Origin of the sequence: Pyrobaculum neutrophilum V24Sta, assembly GCF_000019805.1 — an archaeon.
Lineage (GTDB): Archaea > Thermoproteota > Thermoprotei > Thermoproteales > Thermoproteaceae > Pyrobaculum > Pyrobaculum neutrophilum.
Genome location: NC_010525.1, coordinates 86243 through 103533 on the forward strand (window position 1 = coordinate 86243; position 17291 = coordinate 103533).

A 17291-nucleotide genomic window follows, 5' to 3' on the forward strand; every position below is an offset into this window, starting at 1 on the left:
AACCTGTTGTTGAGTAGTTCGGCGGATGGGCTGAAAGATGTTGAGTTGAACCCGGCCTGACGTGTGATGGCGCTCCGCCTACACCTCCTCTATCGAAAAGGCGCCCAGCTTCTCGAGAACTTGGTCCAGCTTGGCGTTGACCTCCCTTAGGAGACGAGCCGCCTCGTCGGACCTCCCCGACTCCATCCTCTCGAGGGCGGCCCTCAGCTCCTTCACCACGTCTATCAACGCGTCGAGCCTCTGGAAAGCCCGCATAACGCCGTCGATCGACTCCCTCATCTCGTCAAGCCTCCTCATGTTTAGGTACGTGGCCAGTATCACCAACTCCTGTATATCCAGCTTCTTCTTCTTTTCAAACTTGTTGAGCACCTCCACGGCAAGCGCCCTAACGAGCCCCTCCACCTTCTTAGTTGAGTCCTCCACGCCAAAATTTATACACTCTATAAAAGACTATTGCTGAATGATGAAGGGATCGATGGTGTGACCACATGACGAGGGAAGAGACGATCTGACGTCGGCACCGCCGTGGTGGACCAACCGGCTGTCCTACCGGCGGGCGGGGCGCCTAGCCGATTTAAGCATCCTGTCCACCTCCCTAGCCGCCTCCGGGCTTTCCCAGCCGGCGTCAGCCCGTGGGGGCGGACCGCCTGTTATGCCGGACAAAAGCGCCTCCAGGGCCGCCCTCAGCACCCGTGGCGTCGAGGGGCACTCGATCGATATGTAGAACTCCCTCCCCGCCAGGGCCCTCCCGAGCTTGTGGTAGAACGTCTCCGAGGCGAAGAGGTAGCCGGTGGGGTCCTCCCTATGTATGTCGAAGCCCAGCTGTATTACCACGGGGCCGTCCCACTGCTCCAGCACGTGGCGGGCGATCTTCCAGAAGCCGCCGTCTCCGACCCCCGGCGGCAGCGGGAAGGCCGTTGCCTCCCTCCGCCCTGCGAGCTGCCTCCTAGTTGGGCCCTCGGCCCCTCCGTACACCAGGTAGAGGGGGAAGCCGTGTTCCAGGTGGAGCTCCCACGTCCCCGTTGGGAAGTGTCTGTCTATGGAGATCACCGCCGCGCCGGACCTCTTCGCTATGTAGACCGCCGCGTTGAAGAGCTGGTTGCTCCTGGGCGCGTGGAGGCCAGCCATGGCGGTGCCCCCCACGTAGAAGACGGCGCGTCCCTTGGCCAAAGCCGCATTAGCCACCGCGGCTGCCGCCAGGACCTCCGCCTCGTGTTTCGCCACGGCCTTCACAAACATCTCGCTGTGGATCAAGCGCACCTCGTCCCACGTCGCCACGCCCTCCACCGCCTCGGCGCCCAGCTCCCTCAAAACCCTTGCTACCCAGCGGCCGTCGTCTGCGTGGACGAGCAACACATTTATACCAGATGCTTCGTGTTTATTAATGCAGGGGTTTACAGACTGGAGGAGGAGCTCTACGCCCTCCTGAGAGAGAGGGCGAAGTACAACGTACCGCCGCTGATCGACGGCCCCCTCGCCCCCCTTATAGCCTCGGCCGTCTCAAGGGCGCACTCCCCCGCTGTGGCCTACCTCGGCCCCGAGCGGTCCTTCACCTGGGAAGCTGCGGCGTCGCTGTATCCACACGGGACGCATGTGGCGTATAAGACGATAACGGAGGTGTTTAAGGCCGTTGAGAAAGGCGCGGTGGACTACGGCGTGGTGCCCTTTATAAACAGCCTAGAGGGGCCGGTCGGAGAGACGGTGGACGCCCTGGCCACACACGACGTCAAGATACTGGCTATGGGGGAGATGAGGATAACCCTCTGCCTCGCCAAGAGGGGCACCCCCCGCGTCGTCTACACCCACCCCCACGCCGCCGCACAGGCTAGGAAGATCATCTCGGCGCTAGGCGCCGAGGTGGTCTACACGGCCTCCACCTCCGAGGCCGTCAGAGAGCTGGAGCGGTGCCAAGACTGCGCGGTGATCGCCTCGCCTAAGGCGCTTGAGGGGTACGAGAAGACGTGTGGAGTCGAAGACGGGGAGAGCTACACAAGGTTCGCGGTGCTCTCCAGAGAGGGAGGCCCCGGCGGGTCCAGAGCGGCGCTGATTTTCGCCGTCCCAAACGTGGCGGGCGCCCTCTACAAGGCGCTCGGCCCCATAGCGAGACGCGGCATAAACATGACCCTCATATACTCGAGGCCCACCAAGCTCTCCCCCTGGGACTACTTCTTCCTCGTGGAGGTGGAGGCCGGGGCGGGGGTAGAGGAGGCGCTTGAGGAGATGAGGCTGTACACCACCGTGTTGAAGCTGGCGGGCCGCTACAACATAATCACGATAGCCCAGCCAGCTGCCGGGCCTGCTCGATGATGGACTCGGCCAGCCTCTCGCCGAAGCCGGGCAGAGAGGCTATCTCCCTGACGGAGGCCTTGGCCAAGTCCTTAACCGTCCTGTAGCCGAAGTTGTAGAGAGCCCTAGCTCTAACTCTCCCCACGCCCCTCAGCGCAGTCACGAGCTCCAGCAACTCCTCCCTAACGCCGTAGATCACCCTCGCCGTCACCACCTCCAGCCCCCTCCTGTGCTCCTCCAAGCCCAGCATACCGGCTAGCTTAGCCGCCGCGTTCCCAAGCCACTCGAATAGGTCTATGTACACCCGCAGATCCCCCGGCGCCACCTCGAACCTGTTGAATATGGCGTCTTCGTCCTCCTCCTCGATCCACGCCGTCAGCACCGAGGCGGTCTTAACCACCTCCTCAAACTCCTCGTCCTCCTCCACGTCGAGCACGGAGAGGACCTCCTCGGCCACGCGCCTATCCGCCCTCCCCCTCCTCACCCTGGGGAAGTCGCGCGCCGTGAGCACGACGTAGAGATACGCCGACGTGTTGCCCCCCCTCAAGCTCTTTATAAGCTCGATGTATCTGGCGGCCGTCTCGGGGTCTAGATACAGCCTCGCCACCTGCCTCCCCAGCTCCGTCGCGTATACGCGCTCGCCGTCTCGCTCCAGGAACCCCCACTCCTCCAGCTCCTCCACGGCCGCCCCCACCCTGGACCGAAGTAGAGCCGACTTGACGGCGGTCCTCGCCTGGTGGTACCCCAGGGTGTTGGAGAAGAAGTCCACCAGCTCGTCTATAGACCGGGCGTAGCCGCCCCCCACCGCCCCCAAGACGTGCGCCCTGAGGTTGGGGCCGGCCAAGATGTGGGACCTCACCTCCTCCACCTGCCCCCTGACGTACCTCTCCATGAGGTAGCCCACCTCGTTTTTACTCCTCGCCACCAAGACGGCCTCCCCCACGGCGTCGAGGCCCGGCCTGCCGGCGCGGCCGGCCATCTGCTTATACTCGAGAACCGGGATCTCCTCCCTCCCCACCACGGGGTCAAAACGCTCGAAGTCCGCCACCACGACCCTCCTAGCCGGCAGGTTCACCCCCGCGGCCAGCGTCGTCGTGGACACCACCACCTTGACGACCCCCCTCCTGAAGCCCTCCTCCACCAGCCTCCTCACCTCCAGCTCCAAGCCGGCGTTGTGGAAAGCCACGCCCCGCGCCACAAGCTCCGCGAGCTCCCTCCCTATGATCTTGCTGGAGGAGGCCCTGGCGACCTCCCCGGCCAGCCTCGACGCCTCGGCCACGTCGATCAGCCTGGCGGGGTGGGCCGCGATGGCCTTAGCCACCGCCTTGGCGATCCTCACCGTGGAGGATCTGCTACTGGCGAACACAAGCGCCTGTCCCCCGCCCGCCACGGCGTCCACCGCCAGGGCAACCTCGGCGTCGCCCGCCGCCTCAACCCGCCTATATGTGCCGTCTGGGTAGTATATCCTCCCCCCGTGGTAGACCCCCTCCCTCAGCGGGACGGGCCTCCAGCTGGACGCCACAAGCCTAGCCCCCAGCCACTCCGCCACCTCGGCGGCGTTCCCCACGGTGGCGCTTAAGCCGATGAACTGCGCCCTGAGGCCCAGGTGTTTAAGCTTGGCGATGATAGACTCAAGCACCGGCCCCCTCCTCGGGTCGCCGAGGTAGTGGATCTCGTCCACCACCACCGTTTTTACAGAGCTCAGCCACCCCGGCCTATGCCTCAGGAGGCTGTCCAGCTTCTCGTATGTCACAACCAACACGTCGTACTCGTGCAACCTCCTGTCCTCGGAGTCGAAGTCCCCCGTGGAGACGCCCACCTTAGCCAGACCGCCGTAGTGGGAGAAGTGCACCAGCTTCTCGTAGGCAAGCGCCTTCAGCGGGACGGCATACAGCGCCATCCCCCCCTCCAACGCCGCCTTCACAGACGCCACCTCGGCCAGGAGGGATTTGCCCGAGGCCGTGGCGGTGCAGAGGAGCACGCTCCTCCCGTCGAAGAGACCCGCCTTGACAGCCTCCACCTGAGGGGGGAAGAGCTCCCGGACCCCCCTCCCCCTCAGCACGGAGATCAAACGCCCATCTAGGGGAAGCTCAGAAACCTCCACATGGGGCGCCGGGGCGGGGGTATTTTTCCTCTTCGGCTGTGAGAAAACCCCCGCCATGATTTTCGACATGCACGCCGGGGGCGGCCCCGTCCGCGGCCGGACGCCGGCGGAAGCCGGGCTGGGTCCCTTGGCGTGGGGGGCCGAAAAAACTATACGACGCGTTTTATGTAGCCTGGCCTCGGCGTGTAGGCCTCGCCGTTGCGGATGAGGAGATCCACCACCCTCTGCACCTCGGAGGCGGGGATCCCCAGCTTCTCCGCCTCGGCCTTGAGGAGGTCCACCTTCACCGGCCCCCTCTCGGCCTCCTCCAGCTTCTTCAGAAGCTCGACGACTTTTATGTAGGCCTCCCTCCTCGACGCGGGGACGCCCGTGATTATGGCGTCTATGTCTATGTTGCCAGATTCTACGTCGATGCCGACCGACTTGAGGAAGGCCAGATACAGCTTGATGGCCCTCTCCGCGTCTTCGCCGGTGGCGATGGGGGAGAGCCTCATCTTGGCCTCCGCGATGGTGAGACGTATGAGGGCCTCCAGCTGGCGGGCGGTGATGGCGATCGCCGTCCCGGGGCCCTGGTACCTGCGGCGCATCTCGAGGTAGAACCTCTTGATCCTCTCCTTGGCCTCCTCGCTGATGACGGGTCTTACATACCTCCTCGCGTACATTATATACTTGCGCAGGAAGTCCGGCCTCAAGATGTCGCGGAAGGACTCCGGCGTTCTGCCCGAGTGGAGGTCGAGGATGTGCCCTGCGACAGAGGCGTCGAAGTCCTCCCTGGGCTCATCCCTAATCACGAAGATCAAGTCGAAGCGGCTCAGCAGAGACACGGGGAGGTCGATGTTCTCCGCCACGGTCCTGTTGGGGAGATACCGGCCGAAGGCCGGGTTCGCCGCGGCCAACACGGCAGCCCGCGCGTTTAGGGTGGCCACGATGCCGGCTTTGCTGATGGAGACGGTGTTCTGCTCCATAGCCTCGTGGAGCGCCACCCTGTCCTTGGCGTCCATCTTGTCGATCTCGTCTATGACGGCCACCCCCCTGTCGGCCAACACGAGGGCCCCCGCCTCTAGGTAGAACTCGCCCGTCAGCTTATCCCTTACGACAGCCGCCGTGAGGCCAGCCGCCGACGACCCCTTGCCCGTCGTGTAGACAGCCCTCGGCGCGATCTTAGCCACGAACTTGAGCAGCTGCGACTTGGCGGTGCCGGGGTCGCCGATGAGCAGTATGTTGACGTCCCCCCTCACCCTAACCCCATCTGGGTAAACGATCTCGTTGCCGCCGAAGAGGAGGCAGGCGATGGCCTCCTTTATCTCCTCGTAGCCGTATATCGAGGGGGCGATGGAGCGGACGATGAGCTCCCTCACGTCGGCCCGGCGGGAGATCTCCAGAATCCGTTGCTCGTCCTCCTTCGTGATCTCCTCCACCAGCTCCTTGTTGGAGGTCTCCACGTGCACCCCCTGGACGTAGGACGTCACTATGGGCGGCCTCCCCTTCCTAAGCTCGCTGAGGGCCAAGTCGACGACGCCGGTGAGAGACACGATGTCCCCCGGCTTCACAGTGTCGACGAGGTCGTCCAGGAGAACAACCTCCACGCTCCTCGGCATCTGGCCCGGCGGGAGGTCCTCCGGCCTCTCCTGCACGATGGCCTTCTGCCAGTCTATGTACTGGCTCAGCTCCGTCACGAGGGTAAAGCTCTTCGAGGCCCCGCAGCGGGGGCACTTGGCGGGGGGCTCCACATGCCTCTCCAGCTCCTGAAGAAGCTCTATCTCGTAGCCGCACTGCGTACACCGGTAGAGCGCTCTGTGGAGGAAGTGCTTAGGCGGAGTCTGCCTAGTCACGATCCCCTCGATGCGGATCAGGCGGCCGATGTACTCAGACCTAAGCTTCCTAAGCGGCACAGCCAGCGGCGAGCCCCTAACCCTGAAGTGGAACCGCCTCAGCGCCCTCGCCGTCTCCGGATCCTTCTCCTCCACAACCTCCTGCACCACCTTATCAGCCTCAGGCAACACAAGCCGAGGCCTCTCGACGAAGAGATCCGCAAGAGACTTGTCAAACAGAAGAATGTCGTGGAAATCCACCTCAAGAGACCTCTTCCGCTGAATAATCATGTTGATAACCTCATCCGACACCTTCTCACTAGACGTAACAAACTCCCTAATCCTATCCCTCACAAGATCAAGCTCAACCTCAGCAGACACAGACACAAGACACCCCAACAATAAAAACCAAAACAGGTGATACAGCAGACCGCCCATCCCCAGGCGCTCTGCCCATCGCCGACCCTAGCGGCACCCCCTCGCCCGCGCCCCCACCGGCATCCAGCGCGGGGCCACCGGACCGGGCGGCCCTCCTCCAGCCGGGGCCTGGGTCACCGCCCCCCACCGCCGTTTATGCGCACACGAGTACATAGCCCTCGGCCTACGCCAGATACGCAGAGCCTCTGCTAAGAAGAGGACGATTTTGAATACTGCGCCGTTGTGCTACATACCTACGCCGGGTGGATACATAAACTTTTTTACGTCTGGATATCCTCCCGCATGTGATCGAGGACGTGGTTGGGGAGGAGATCTTGGCCGCCGCTGTTTTGCACAAAAGCGGCTTCGTCGTGAAGTACGTGGGCTTAGACAGGGAGGTCTGGACTAGGCTGTCGGCTGTGTTAAACAAGGCGAGGGAGCTGGCCTCCGCCCTCCAGGGGGACCTCCTGGGCATAGACCTAGTCATGGATAGATACAGGGCGGCGGTTAGGGCGGGGGGTAGCGTAGTCGCCGCCGTGTTGGCCAAGGCCGAGGTGGACCCCCAGTACCTAGACTACGTCGCCTTCCGGATCGTGGAGGAGTTCGAGGCGGAGCTCAAGTAGGCCTCCAGGAGCTCCCCAGCCCTCAACAGAGCCACCCCCCTGGGCTCCCCGCCCACCTTCACCGCCACGGCGGCGCCGCCCCTAGCCCTCCCCACGTACTCCACCCCCTCGATGCGGATGTAGAACTCCTCCACGGCCTCCAGATGCCTCTCCGCCGCCTTCAACATAGCGGCGATGAGCTCCGCGTGCCTCTCCTCAACGCCCTCAGCCTTCACGACCCTCCCATCAACGATATATAGAGACACGTGGAGAAGTACGTGAAAATTAAAATGAAGTGCCCCGTCTGCGGCCGCCAGATCTACATAGAGGCGCCCCCGGTGGACGGGCTGAGGGAGTTTGTAGTCCTCCACGGGGACCACGCCGCGAAGATATACATCGACGAGCACCACTTCGTAAGAAGGGCCTGGCCCGCGCCGCTCCTCAAGGCCGAGGAAGAGGAGGCGCCTAGGCAGGCCTACGGAGTCTTCGTCGGAAGAGGCAGAGCCGTGGTGGTGGGCCCCGGCGGCGAGAAGCTGGCGGAGCTACCCACCGGCGAGCTAGGCGCCGCGGTGACGCTTGCAGAAAAACTGGAGATGAATTAAGTCAAGGAGGCGCAACCGCAACGTAGATAAGGGGGAGCGGACAGACGGCCATGGAGTCGAAATATAGGGAGGAGCTCTCCCTATTTCTTTCCAGAACAGGGGGAGATGTGCTGGGCGCCGTCATGGCTAGACGCGACGGCCTCCCAGTCGCCTCGGCCGCCCCCGGCATGGACCCCAAGGCCATCTCGGCGCTTGCGGCCCTGGCGCTGGGCACCCTGAGGAAAGTCGGCGACGAGCTCAAAATCGGCGGGGTGAGGCAGGTGGTGGCCTACTACGACAGCCGGGTGATAGTGATGTGGCCGGCTAGGGAGCTCTACATAATCGCCGTGGCCAACGCAGACGCCAACATAGGCCTAATCTTCCTAGAGCTGGAACGCCTCGCGAAGAGGCTGGCGGAGCTATGATGGACCTCCTCGGCGCCCTGGGCAAGCTCCTCAGAGGCGACCTCAAGCTCAAGCCGGAGGAGGGCGTCCTGGAATACAGAGGGCAGAGGCTTGTGGCGCTCCCAGCCTCGGCCATAGACGCCGCCGTCAAGGAGATGGAGAAGTACTTCGGAGAAGCCGCCGTCATCGTCATGGAGAGGATGGGGGCGGCCGTAGGCGCCGCCGTTAGAAACGCCCTAGGCTGGAAAACCGGAGAGGAAGCCCTCAGAGAGCTCCCACAGATGGCGCCCCTGGCGGGGCTGGGAAAAATCAGGGTCCAAGGCGACAGACTCGAGATGGAAAACATGCCAGAAGACGTAGACCCCGCGGTCCTGAGGTACATCGCGGGCTTCCTAGAGGGCCTCTGCATACACGTGGAAGAGATAGGGGGAGGAGGCCACAGAGCAGAGGCAAAAGTAGCCCCACGGCCGTGCCCCTGACATTACAGCATACAACCCACACAGCAAAATATTTAAAGACGGGCGTACACACGCCTATGCCAACGAAACTAAGAGGAATGACATCCCTGGAGATAGCGATAATAGTAGCGATAGTGCTGATAATAGCGGTAGCAGTAGGCTGGTACCTATACACCACATTCGTAGCCTCCACCACAGGACAGCCAAGACTAAACGTAGTGTCAGCAGAGATATATGCAAGCAAGGGCACACTTAATCTTACACTTGTAAACCCAGGTCCCATCGACGTCCAGATATCGGCGGTGGAAGTAGGCGGTACAACAGGATCCAGCCCGCAGTGTACAGGCACTACACCTGATAGCTCTGGTAACATCGTGATAAAGGTAGGCCAGCAGGTTAAATGCGGATTTAAGATAACGATCACGGCGACGCCTGGCACCATGTTGCCTGGCCGCGTGATTCTGTCTGGCGGCCAGAGCTTCCCGTTCAACGCGATCGTAAAGCCGTAAGTTCCCCCTTTTTCCCATGGATTCTCTTGGTTTTTTGGTTGTTTTAGTGGTTGTCCTTGTTATCGCTTTTGTTCTTGGGTTTTGGCTTCTCTCTAACTTTCTGGTGGCTAAGGAGGAGTTTTCGCGGGTGTATCCCATCGCGGCTTACGTAGATGCGGGGGGTGGCTTCCTTCTGTGTGTCTACAACGCGGGTCCTCACGACTTCTATGGGAGGTGGCTGGTTTCTACGAAGTCTGGGAAGTCTGTGGAGGTCTCTCTCGCCGTGCCGGTTGGGAGGACTGTTGCCGTGAGGGGGTCTCTCGGCGAGTCGTTTACGCCGGGGACGTCGCCTGCTCTTATCCTCGTGACGGGCGGTGGGAGGGGGTACGTGGTTAATCCCATCGTCGTGCCGGACATAAGCTCGGTGAGTTGTGGATAGGGGGCTTCACCGTAATACATATATTTAAGGCCTATCGTGGGCCTATGAGGTGGCTTGTTCCTCTTCTGCTGGCGGCTCTTGCCTTCGCCTACGTGGTCCCCTCGGAGGGTCTCGACGTCTACTGGTGGGCCGCGCCCGACAAGGTGGCCGGCGTCGGCATAGACGGGAGAACTCTGTGGCAGATCGACGCGGTTTCCCCCCTGGCGGCGACGGACCAGGTGGGGAGGTGTGTGGCGGTGGTCAACAGGCCGTATCTCTACGTGGTGAGGCAACAGCCTATGGAGCTTAGGGTTTCTATTCCGGCTACTGTCCAGCTTTCTCCTGACCTCGTCAGCACTTTGAGCCAGTACGGCATCTCCTTCCCAAGCACTGTCAACGTGGTGCTTAACTTCACCATCCCCCTGCCGCCGCTTGTTTTGGCGAGCGTCTACAAGACGTCGGTTGCCTCGCTTCACACGCCCTATGGCTACCCCCTGTGGGCCGTCTCGCTTGGGCCTAGGGTGAACGCCACCGCCGTGGCCACAAACTGCCGGGATGTGGCCGTGGGGACGATTTCGGGGGAGGTCTACGTGCTTAGGGATGGGAAGGTGTACGCCGTGTATACATACGGCGAGCCGGTGACCGCGCTTGCCTACGGCCGGGACGTCTTGTACGTCGGCACCGCCGGGGGCAAGATCTACGCCGGGGGGAGCCTCGTCGGGTCGTGCTCCGGTTCTGTGTACTACCTCGCAATGAGGCCGGACGGGAGCCCCGTGGCGCTCTGCTTCTCCAAGGGGGCGGTCCCCACTGTCGAGTACTACCCCTACGGCGTTAGGCTGACCCCCTCCTCCTACGTGGACTACGGGATAGATACGCCGAAGGTGCCGGCGGCGCTGAGCCAAGACGGCTCTCTCTTCGTCGCGGCTACCCAGGGCTACGTGGTGGCGTTTAGCGGGGGGCGCGAGCTGTGGAGGGCGAAGGCCCCCTCTCTGCCCACTGCGGTGGCGGCCTCCAACAACGGGTCTATCGTCGTTGTGGGCACCCTAGGCGGCGACGTCTTGGTGTACTGGAACGGGAGGGAGGCGGCGAGGTTCCTCGGCTCGGCCCCCGTCACCTCCGTCGCCGTATCCGCCGACGGGAGGGCCCTGGCGGTGGAGCGGTGGAACACGGTCTCCGGCTTTAGGATCGCCTTCGCCGCGGTGCGCGTCTCGGCGCCTCCCGAGTGCCTCCCCGCCGAGGTGCAGGTGGCGGTGGGCGGCTCGGTGTATAGGTACCTGGTGTCCGGCTCCGGCGTGGTGCTCCTTCCTGTGGGCGACGTGACGGTGGCGCCCCAGTACAAGTACCTAGGCGACTTCAGGTGCCGCCCCTTCGGCAACGTGACGCTGGCGGTGAGGGGGGATCTGGAGAGCCCCATCGAGATAGGCTACGTCAAGGAGTATAGGGTGCACCTCTCCCCTCCGAACATAACGAGGGGCCCCGCCTGGGCCGCGGGGCCAGCCACCTTCTTCGCAGAGCCCAGCGTAAACGTGCCGGTCTATAACTCGCCGGTTTCCTCCGGCCGCCTCGTCCTAGTTGGCTGGGAGGTAGATGGCAGGAGGATAGATCTGCCGACCCCCACCCTCTCCGTCAACGTGGAGGGGCCGACGACGGTCAAGGCCATATACAGGGTTGAGCTGCCCCAGGCCGTGCCTATAGACGAGCAGAGGCGCTACTGGCTGAAGACCGTGCTGGTCTTCGACGCCTTTGGGAACCCCGTGGCCTCCGGCGTAGCCCCCGAGGTGTCCATCTACCCGGTGGTGGTGAGGGGGGTCTACGTCGAGCAGTACAGGGTGCGCACCTACTACCCCGCCACGGTCAACGGCTCCGACACGCTGTGGGCCGAGGCCGGGACTAAGGCGGTGTTTTACGCCCCCGACGTGGAGTTTAGAAACGGGACGAGGCTGGCCTTCGTCAGGTGGAGGGAGGCCGAGTCGAGGGAGCGGACCCTTGCCGTCACTGTCGAGGGCCCAACGACGCTTACGCCCATATACGTCACTCAGTACAGGGTGTGGGTGAAGCCGCCGGCTCAGGTGGTGGAGCCACCGAACGCCACCTGGGCAGACCGCGGCTCTGTGATAAGGGTGGCGGCGCCTCCCGTGTTGAACCAGAGCGGCGACGTCAGAACTGTGGTTGGGCAGTGGCTGGTTAACGGCCTTCCCAACGCCACGGGCGCCGTAGCGTCGTTTAGGGTGACGGCGCCGCTCAACATAACCTACGTAGCGAAGAGGCAGTACCTGGTAACCTTCGTCTCGGCCTACGGCACGCCGCCCCCGCCCATGTGGGTCGACGAGGGGTCCACGGCGTCTGCGGTGCCTACGCCGATGGACGTCTGGTCGCCCCCGCCGCTGCACTGGAAGTTCGTCGGCTGGAGAGACAAGGCGACGGGCACCGTCTACAGCTACCCCCAGATGCCCTACGTCTACGGCCCCGCCACCTTCGAGGCCGTCTGGGCCCTAGACCCACTGCCTCTAGCCGCAATAGGCGGCGGGGCAGCCGCGGCGGCGTTCGCCGTGTGGTTCCTGAGGAGGCGGCGCCTGGCGAGGCTGATGGCCGAGGTGGCGGAGTAGAGACCGGCGGGGCCACCACAAAATATTTTTACTTCGACGTCTTTTCTAGCGTGAGAGGGCTTGAGTCGGTGGAGTTGGTAGTCACCGTTGCCCTACTCCTTGCATTCGTAGGGGGTACCTACTACTTCTTCACGTGGGTCTCCGACTTCTCAAAACAGCAGCAGTTGCAGGCGGATCTGTCGGCGCAGGCGCAGAACGTCTTGGACAGGATTATATACTACAGGCCTTACAACCCCTTGAAGGAGCTCGGCGTGGGCCTCGACGGTAGGTACGTCGACGATAGATACATAGCGCTGTATGCCCTAGCGGCGGGGGGCCGACCGCCCGGCCAGACCTGCACAATACAGAGCCAGGCGCTTGCCTCCGCCGTGGGGACAAGCCAGGCGACGCTGGTGGGGAGGGGGTGGCTCTACGTGGATCCCCAGCAGCTGTCTCTGGACTACGTCGACATCGTTAAAGACCTCTTCGGCTCAGTTGCGCCAGATGGAGTGACGCCGCTATACAACAAGTACGACCTGTGGCTCACCATAACGCCGGTCGTCAACGCCACATGCTCCATAAACAACGACGGGACAGCCTCTCTCCAGCTCTTCACCACGTACGGTAGGAGACCGGTAGACGGCAAAGTCGTCTACACGATCCTATACGCGGCCCCCAGCGGGAGTTCAGGCGTGCTGTGTTCAAAGACGGGGGTCGGCTATACGCAGGGAGGCACGCTGGTGGTGAAGTGGCAGGACCAGCTCACCTGCGACCCCCAGGGCACGGTCGTGCCTGACACAAATACGGGAACCCTCGTCGTTATCTTCGAGAAGATAGATAGGCCGGCTACCCTCTGCTACGCGGTGGCCGGTAAACAGCGCCCTCTGGCGTATGGCTTTGTCTTGCCGACAAGCTCCGGGCCTGTGCTGTACATCGCCCACGACGCCACAGTCTCGTGTGGAAGCGGCAATCTGCCGGCGCTTGGCGTGAGGTATGTGGATCTGTTCTGGGGCGGCTCTAGATACAGGGTGGCGTCTGACGTGACGCTTGACCCCGGCGTTGGGAGAGGCCGGGTCAAGGTGGACAGATGTTCGGCGTGTACGGGCTCTTCCCAGTGCGCGGCGTGTTACATAGACGGCATACCGCCAGCCGCCAAGCTGGCTGTGATATATGTGGAGAGGAACTCGCAGGGCCAGAGCGATCAGACGCCCCTTGTTGACCTCATAGTGGTGCCGGTGGCTCCGTATCCCCCCCTGATGAGGGTAGACGTGAGGACGTGGCTGAGGTGGGGGTTCGTGAACACTCCGCAGGTGTACTCGGCCGTGGCCACGAGGGTGGTGGACAGCCCAACGTCTACGTACAACTTCACCCTCGTGCTGTATAGGTGGCCATGAGGTGGGTTCTTGAGCTTTTCGTGGTGGTGGTTCTCCTGGGCGCGGTGACCTACTTCTTCGCCGCCGCGTTGCCTCAGGGCCCCTCTGCGGTTCAGAGCAACCGGGAGTCCATGGAGCAGCTGTTTACAAACCTCGCGAGGCTCATGCTGGACCCGCAGTTCTTGAGCTCGCTGGAGGGGGCCATATGCAATGATGCCAACGCGCTGAGGTACGTCTCAACGGCGCTGGATCTATCGCTGGGGCCTCAGTACGTATACAACATGACCGTGTTGCCCGGCAAGCTACTGCCGCCGTGTCTAGCCTGCGCCTCGCCTCAGTCCAGGCTTCTCTCTCTGGCCCGCCCCTACGGCTACAGCGGTCCCTCGGTGTACAACGCCACGTTCTACGTGCTTCTCCCAAGCGGGGCAGACGTGAGGATCGTGTTGGCCGTGGGGAGGCCATGAGAGGCCAGGCGCTGGTTCTGGTTGGTCTTATTCTCGTCGCGGCTTTGGCCGTGGCCATGATGGCGTTTTACGCGTTGCAGAGCTCCGCCTCCCTGGCGCCTTCCAAGCCGTCCTACGGCTATATATCGAGGTCTTGGCCCGACCTAGTGAAGCTGGCCGGCGGCTATCTGACCTATGTGGCGTCCCAGAGCGTCTTCGCCTTGGCTAGGGGCTCCCTAGACGTGGGCTTATACGGGAGGCCGTACGACGGTAGGTGGCTTCAGTACAACGAAACGGCTCGGCGGGCTCGGCTGGGCTTGTTGACCATGTCCGCGGCCCTCGCCTCTTTGCAGGTGAACGCCACGGGCGGTCTCTGGTACTACATACGGGGCTTCAACGGGTCGCTGGGGCCCTACCCGCTCGCCGCCACCTACAGCAACTGGAACCTCGATGTGGTGAGAACGGGCGTTGCGATACCTTGTGGCTCGGACACGCTGTACATCCGGCTGGTTCCGCTGAACGCCAAGGCGGCGCGGTTCGTTGTCCAGTCGCAGGTGGACGTAGGCGTGCCCTACGTCTTGACGTATCTGGGACACACCAGCGACATAGTGACTGTGGGCGCCGGCTATAACGAGATCCTCTCGGACATGTTGCGCATGGGGAACCCAAACGGCAAGCTGGCCCTATACGCCTTCGACTCCTCCGTCCTAGGGCCGAACCTCTGTTACAAGACCGACGACCAGATAGCCCAGGTCGTCCGAAGCGGCATAAAGCCGTTGCCGTGGTACGCCGAGGTGTTCACGTGCCCCTTCTGCATGTTGCACTTCCAGGTTCCGCCCGGTTTTCTGCAGAAGGGGAGGACCTCGGAGGTTCTGATCACATATACGACGAGCGGCTCCATATCGGCGCCGCAGTTTAAGGTGGTTATTTCCAGGCGGGCCGGCTACAGCGAAATCCCGATATATGTAAACGCGTACACCACAAGCGACCCGCGCGCCGTCTTTCCGGCCTACTTCGGCGCACGAGACATCGCTACGTGGCAAAGTGCCGTTGTGGCCACAGACGGGGACTGCTATCCGGCGCCTCAAGGCGGCGTCGTGGACTACGGCGTGGCTGTGACGACGAACTATCTGCCCCCCGGCACAACGATTAGCCGGAGCGTAAGGATATACGCCACCTACGCGCCTAACACCCAGAGGTACGGCTTCAACGTGTTTACATCATACAGCTGGCCCTACTCCGACGTCGGCTACAAGGTCGAGGCGCTGGTTCTGCCCGAGGACGTCAGCTATATCAGGCCGGCTAGGCTGGACATCTACGCGTCTGACCCCAGCTCCACACACCCGATATGTGCCTCGATGTATGCCGTTCAAGTGGTCAACCCAGTGCTTGTGTGGTCGTGGTGGAACATCGGCGGTGGGTATGTGTGGAACGGGAGAACTTGGGACGTGGGGTATGTGGTCTACAGCGGACGCCAGTGGTACCTCATGTCCTTTGCCCTATCTCCCTCCGGCATCGCACAGTGGGCTGTGTACCACTACAACTCGACGGGTAGGCCTATGCGGTTGCTGGGGGTCACCACGAGATCTGGCGTCACGTGGCTACAGAACTTCTACATAGTGCTGGGGAGCGCCATAGTGGATAACCCGGGGAGCACGTCGTCCTACTGGACCGAGGCGGCGTACTACGCCTACGTTAGAGTCCGCCCTTGGGTGTATCCGGAGCCCACGGTCTCGCTCTCGGGGTTGGACACGCCGCCTCTCGTGCAGCCGCAGCGCAACGACATAGTTGCCCTAAACAGGAGCGAGGTTAGGCTTAGGCTTGACTCGACCCTAGACATGGCGGGGGCGTTCGTGCGCAGGATGAACGCCACCTTGTGGGTCAACGCCTCGGCGGCTGTTCAGAAAAGCGGCGGCGTCACCTTGACCCACGAGCGGACTTTGTGGTACCTCGTAAACGTGAGCCACAGCGAGCCCAGAGCTGCGCTCTCGTCGCAGTTCTACCTGTACTACGTGTTGGGAAACGCCGTGAGGAACTACACAATCCAAAACGTCGCTCTGTACGACTACGGCGATAGGTGGGCTAGGTTCAACGTGACTTTTACGGTGCCCCGCCGCGCCCCCTACGCCGTCTTGATCTCCGTGGCCGGGTCGGTGGTGGCGAAGTTGGCTGTTAGCAACGCGGCGCCCCGTGTCTACTACCTCAACATCCCGAACAACGACGGCACATACACATACTACGTGATGAACTACGGCAACCTCACGGCCGTCTTCTACCTCCCCTGGGGCACCGTGACCTCCTTTGACGACAGCTGGAACCCACAGGCGCTGGGCTACTCGGGCTACTTTGGGGCGCTGTACGACGTGACAAACGGCAGAGACAGGTGGCAGGTCCTAGCGATACCGCCAGGGGGACTCGTGAAATTCAAGACGTCTAGCAGTGTCGACCTCAAGGCCGCATCCCCAAGCTGGCAACAGCCATACGTCCAAGACTTGTATCCACAGTTGCTTCGTTGGTGTGAGCTGGAGAAGATATATAAGATATATAGGTTTTTGGTCCCAACCAACATAACAACCAGCTACTACATATTCACAATCGACGGATATCTGCCGCGGAGCCTCAGCGGCATCTACATATTTGGTCCATTCACGCCCGGCTGGGTCTCTGTACCCTACTACATAGAGAGGGATCCTCGGGGCAACAAACTGCCGAGGATTTGGGTTAGGGTAGACGCGCCTCCTGGGAAGCTTGACTACAGCGGCATGTTGGCCGTGCTTTGTAGCCAGGGACCAGGCGAGAGTAGCAAAGATGTAGTGTTTGGAACCGGCTACTGGGGGACCGGCACGTCCTACGCCGATATAAGCCAGCTGGCCAACCTTCTGACTTTCCCCGATGGCTATACGGTAGATATTAAGCCGCTTGTGCAGTCGAGCATAGTGGGTAGCTGGGGCTTAAGCAACTCGACGTATCTTCCGAGCGTGTGGCCTTGTAGCGCAGATCAGACGCATGTGGCTATTTACTACGTCGGGGGGTCGCCGCCGTATTGGTGGCATTTCGACGGGTTCTGTTTCGACAGGCATATCTGGGAGAAGCAGGGCTACACGCCCTACCTTGCGAGCATTTCCATTTCTAGGCAGTTCGTGCTGTATAGGATGTGGGATATGTCGTTTAGCTACGACGGCATGTGGCGCCGGTCGTACCCCAACAAGCCTGTTAATTCAAACAGTCCCTACGTGGCGTACAGCTATGTGGTTAGCGATTTTGGGTTTGAGTGGCGTATTCGGCCTTTTGCGTGGCCCGAGCCCTATGTGAGGGAGTAGT

General features: G+C 62.1%; 16 protein-coding genes. 11 read left to right on the top strand and 5 right to left on the bottom strand.

Annotation, left to right across the window (positions count from 1 at the left end; translation table 11 throughout):
• Window positions 1-78: 78 nt before the first annotated feature.
• Window positions 79-423, bottom strand: a complete 345-nt coding sequence (locus tag TNEU_RS00500; protein WP_012349479.1) for a hypothetical protein — start codon at window positions 421-423, stop codon at window positions 79-81.
• Window positions 424-546: 123 nt separating this feature from the next.
• On the bottom strand, window positions 547-1356 hold the full coding sequence (locus TNEU_RS00505; RefSeq protein WP_012349480.1) for an arginase family protein: 810 nt from the start codon (window positions 1354-1356) through the stop codon (window positions 547-549).
• An 18-nt stretch (window positions 1357-1374) separates the two neighbouring features.
• Here TNEU_RS00505 and TNEU_RS00510 point away from each other — a divergent pair, with 18 nt between their 5' ends.
• Window positions 1375-2307 carry a prephenate dehydratase gene (locus tag TNEU_RS00510; RefSeq protein ID WP_012349481.1) on the top strand — a complete coding sequence of 311 codons (933 nt, stop codon included), beginning with the start codon at window positions 1375-1377 and terminating at the stop codon, window positions 2305-2307.
• On the opposite strand, the gene TNEU_RS00515 is transcribed toward TNEU_RS00510, so the two are convergent.
• Both TNEU_RS00515 and mcm read right to left on the bottom strand, forming a co-directional pair.
• Window positions 2270-4390, bottom strand: coding sequence for a DEAD/DEAH box helicase (locus TNEU_RS00515; RefSeq protein WP_148682252.1), 2121 nt, complete (start codon window positions 4388-4390; stop codon window positions 2270-2272). The genes TNEU_RS00510 and TNEU_RS00515 overlap by 38 nt on opposite strands.
• Window positions 4391-4539: 149 nt before the next feature.
• Complete coding sequence (gene mcm / locus TNEU_RS00520) at window positions 4540-6582, bottom strand: minichromosome maintenance protein MCM (protein ID WP_148682253.1); 2043 nt, start codon at window positions 6580-6582, stop codon at window positions 4540-4542.
• A gap of 341 nt (window positions 6583-6923) precedes the next feature.
• On the opposite strand from mcm, the gene TNEU_RS00525 reads away from it, so the two are divergent.
• Window positions 6924-7241, top strand: coding sequence for a hypothetical protein (locus TNEU_RS00525; RefSeq protein ID WP_012349484.1), 318 nt, complete (start codon window positions 6924-6926; stop codon window positions 7239-7241).
• Here TNEU_RS00525 and TNEU_RS00530 read toward each other — a convergent pair.
• Window positions 7193-7486, bottom strand: a complete 294-nt coding sequence (locus TNEU_RS00530) for a hypothetical protein (protein ID WP_012349485.1) — start codon at window positions 7484-7486, stop codon at window positions 7193-7195. The genes TNEU_RS00525 and TNEU_RS00530 overlap by 49 nt on opposite strands.
• A gap of 12 nt (window positions 7487-7498) precedes the next feature.
• On the opposite strand from TNEU_RS00530, the gene TNEU_RS00535 reads away from it, so the two are divergent.
• The 9 genes from TNEU_RS00535 to TNEU_RS00575 all read left to right on the top strand — a co-directional run bounded on the left by TNEU_RS00535 (window position 7499) and on the right by TNEU_RS00575 (window position 17290).
• Window positions 7499-7822 carry a hypothetical protein gene (locus TNEU_RS00535; protein ID WP_012349486.1) on the top strand — a complete coding sequence of 108 codons (324 nt, stop codon included), beginning with the start codon at window positions 7499-7501 and terminating at the stop codon, window positions 7820-7822.
• Window positions 7823-7872: 50 nt separating this feature from the next.
• Window positions 7873-8226 carry a roadblock/LC7 domain-containing protein gene (locus tag TNEU_RS00540; protein WP_012349487.1) on the top strand — a complete coding sequence of 118 codons (354 nt, stop codon included), beginning with the start codon at window positions 7873-7875 and terminating at the stop codon, window positions 8224-8226.
• Window positions 8223-8684, top strand: a complete 462-nt coding sequence (locus tag TNEU_RS00545; protein WP_148682254.1) for a XylR N-terminal domain-containing protein — start codon at window positions 8223-8225, stop codon at window positions 8682-8684. The genes TNEU_RS00540 and TNEU_RS00545 overlap by 4 nt, the downstream gene beginning before the upstream one ends.
• Before the next feature lie 56 nt (window positions 8685-8740).
• Entirely contained in the window at window positions 8741-9172 is a 432-nt protein-coding gene (locus tag TNEU_RS00550) for a hypothetical protein (protein ID WP_012349489.1), read from the top strand.
• Between the two features lie 103 nt (window positions 9173-9275).
• Window positions 9276-9590 (top strand): hypothetical protein, encoded by a 315-nt coding sequence (locus TNEU_RS00555; protein ID WP_245521964.1) that lies wholly within the window; start codon window positions 9276-9278, stop codon window positions 9588-9590.
• Between the two features lie 44 nt (window positions 9591-9634).
• Complete coding sequence (locus TNEU_RS00560) at window positions 9635-12175, top strand: WD40 repeat domain-containing protein (protein WP_012349491.1); 2541 nt, start codon at window positions 9635-9637, stop codon at window positions 12173-12175.
• Between the two features lie 50 nt (window positions 12176-12225).
• Complete coding sequence (locus TNEU_RS00565) at window positions 12226-13548, top strand: hypothetical protein (RefSeq protein ID WP_012349492.1); 1323 nt, start codon at window positions 12226-12228, stop codon at window positions 13546-13548.
• A complete protein-coding gene (locus TNEU_RS00570) occupies window positions 13545-13991 on the top strand; it encodes a hypothetical protein (RefSeq protein ID WP_012349493.1) in 447 nt (148 codons plus the stop codon). Before TNEU_RS00565 ends, TNEU_RS00570 begins: the two co-directional genes overlap by 4 nt.
• Window positions 13988-17290 carry a hypothetical protein gene (locus TNEU_RS00575; protein ID WP_012349494.1) on the top strand — a complete coding sequence of 1101 codons (3303 nt, stop codon included), beginning with the start codon at window positions 13988-13990 and terminating at the stop codon, window positions 17288-17290. The genes TNEU_RS00570 and TNEU_RS00575 overlap by 4 nt, the downstream gene beginning before the upstream one ends.
• Window position 17291 lies beyond the last annotated feature (1 nt).

Excerpts from the sequence above, each read along its gene's own strand:
- TNEU_RS00540 (WP_012349487.1), top strand. The coding sequence starts at position 7,873 with ATGGAGTCGAAATATAGGGAGGAGCTCTCCCTATTTCTTTCCAGAACA.
- TNEU_RS00545 (WP_148682254.1), top strand. The coding sequence starts at position 8,223 with ATGATGGACCTCCTCGGCGCCCTGGGCAAGCTCCTCAGAGGCGACCTC.
- TNEU_RS00550 (WP_012349489.1), top strand. The coding sequence starts at position 8,741 with ATGCCAACGAAACTAAGAGGAATGACATCCCTGGAGATAGCGATAATA.
- TNEU_RS00560 (WP_012349491.1), top strand. The coding sequence starts at position 9,635 with ATGAGGTGGCTTGTTCCTCTTCTGCTGGCGGCTCTTGCCTTCGCCTAC.
- TNEU_RS00570 (WP_012349493.1), top strand. The coding sequence starts at position 13,545 with ATGAGGTGGGTTCTTGAGCTTTTCGTGGTGGTGGTTCTCCTGGGCGCG.
- TNEU_RS00575 (WP_012349494.1), top strand. The coding sequence starts at position 13,988 with ATGAGAGGCCAGGCGCTGGTTCTGGTTGGTCTTATTCTCGTCGCGGCT.